This is a genomic window from Bacillus cereus group sp. N6 (assembly GCF_016483705.1).
Classification (GTDB): domain Bacteria; phylum Bacillota; class Bacilli; order Bacillales; family Bacillaceae_G; genus Bacillus_A; species Bacillus_A wiedmannii.
The window spans coordinates 1-1,937 of sequence record NZ_JAEHBI010000148.1 but is presented as its reverse complement, the minus strand read 5'-3'; the positions used below and the strand labels follow the sequence as shown (position 1 = coordinate 1,937).

Below are 1,937 nucleotides of genomic sequence, written 5' to 3'. Positions count from 1 at the left end.
CTACTGCTTTAGCTGTGGGTAGTTACATAAACTAGGTTAAATTGTTCACTATAACTATTTACTCTTTCTCCAAAATACAGAACATTGATCAATATTTTGTAAAGGATCCATAATATTTCGGTCTCTGCGAAAATCTGTAACTGCGGTTTTACATGTATATAAAGAATAGTCATCAATAATAATAAATCCACCTGGGGAAACTTTATCATATAAATTTGTTAAACTATCTATTGTAGATTCATACATATCTCCATCTAATCTAGCAATTGCAACTTTATTAATTGGAGCTACGGGTAATGTATCTTTAAACCATCCTTTCAAAAACATAACTTGTTCATCTAACAGATCAAATTTTTCAAAATTACGTTTTACATCTTCTAAAGATACTGATAAATATTTAAACTTATATAAAATATCATTTTCATCTACAGGATATTTCTCAGCATTTGGTATAGGTAATCCTTCAAATGAATCAGCAACCCAAACCTTACGATCTAATATATTATAATTTTTTAAAAAACCACGCATAAAAATACATGCGCCACCTCTCCATACTCCTGTTTCAATAAAATCACCTTCTATTTTTTCATCTAATACAGTTTGCATAGCTAAATGTAATTGATTTAATCTTGTACGCCCAATCATACTATGAGCTAAAATAGGCCAATCCAAACCATATTTTCTACGATTTACATCTGTTGTTACAGCTTGAATTTGTTTTACATATTGAACATCTGCTAAATTCTCTTCTATAGTTGGAAAAGGAAAATAAGATTCATACTCATACCATATTTCGAACAAAATCGTCTTTTTTAATAATTCTAAATATAAATCACTATACTGTGTAGAATTCATTTTCATTTCCCCTTATATGTTTTTTGATATTTATTTACAAAGACTTGTCTATTTCTCTCATATTCCACATAGTCAAGTTGATAATCCCCTTTAAAATTTTCTCCATGTTTAGACCATGCTGTTTGTTGAAATGGAACCCCAATTAAATAACCATTTTTTTTAAACTCTAAGGATTGGGAAGTATCATAAAAATGAAAACCATCAAACCATTCTTCCCTCCATCGCACATCGTATTGCGTTACCATTAAAAATCCATCAATAGCTTCTACAATTTCTAAATCATCATGGGATCTATTTTCATTTTTATCAAAATCTAATAAATAAGGTTCTTTAAATCTACTAAATAAATCAAAAAATTTTCTTCTGTTATAAAAGTATCTTGATGTAAATATATTTTATATTTTGCATTATGTTGTAAAGCTTGGTTATATCCACTAGCCATACTATTTACATTTTTTAAAGATAAAAATTCAATATTAAAAAGAAGAGGGATTCTTAATTTCTGAATATATTTTAAACATAATTGATATAAATCCTCATTAGTAATACAAGTTACAAATAAAATTGTTTTATTCCAGGAATTCATCACATAATCTCCTTAGTAAAAGTATTTATTAGGAGGATAAAAATGAAATATCAAGAAAAAATATATCGAAATATAAAATTTCCAAGTTTACTTATAAATCAATTGTTAGATTGTTTTACAAATAAATACAGGGATGGTCAGTATAAATTACATATAGAAAAAACAAAAAACAGTATATTTAGCTATGAAAACTTAAATGCTTTTTTTAAAGAGTATGATCAAAATCATTTTGTATCTAAAATCGAATATTCAATTTTAGATATTCCATATATAAAAATTGAATATAATAAACAACACACAAATATTTATATGCTATATACCTCAGATTATGATTTTAATACTTTAATTAAGCCATTAGAAAAATATATAGAATTAAATAAAACCAATTTTAAATAGTATTATGCTATTTAAAAGGTTCCGGTGCAAATAAAGGATATATCCAAAAAAACGATGGAGATTCCTACCGGAATCGTTCTTTACCCTGTTAATCCAAATA

At 26.1% G+C, this 1,937-nt stretch carries 2 protein-coding genes and 1 pseudogene; 1 reads left to right on the top strand and 2 read right to left on the bottom strand.

Annotated elements, in window-relative coordinates:
- Positions 1–54 precede the first annotated feature (54 nt).
- The gene (locus JDS99_RS30500; RefSeq protein WP_199696456.1) at positions 55–855 is read right to left on the bottom strand and encodes a TylF/MycF family methyltransferase; all 801 of its coding nucleotides are present in this window, start codon (positions 853–855) and stop codon (positions 55–57) included.
- Positions 856–857: 2 nt separating this feature from the next.
- Positions 858–1,441 (bottom strand): annotated as a pseudogene (locus JDS99_RS32880) (glycosyltransferase family protein).
- A 42-nt stretch (positions 1,442–1,483) separates the two neighbouring features.
- Here JDS99_RS32880 and JDS99_RS30490 point away from each other — a divergent pair.
- On the top strand, positions 1,484–1,837 hold the full coding sequence (locus JDS99_RS30490) for a hypothetical protein (protein ID WP_199696455.1): 354 nt from the start codon (positions 1,484–1,486) through the stop codon (positions 1,835–1,837).
- The last annotated feature ends 100 nt before the right edge of the window (positions 1,838–1,937 follow it).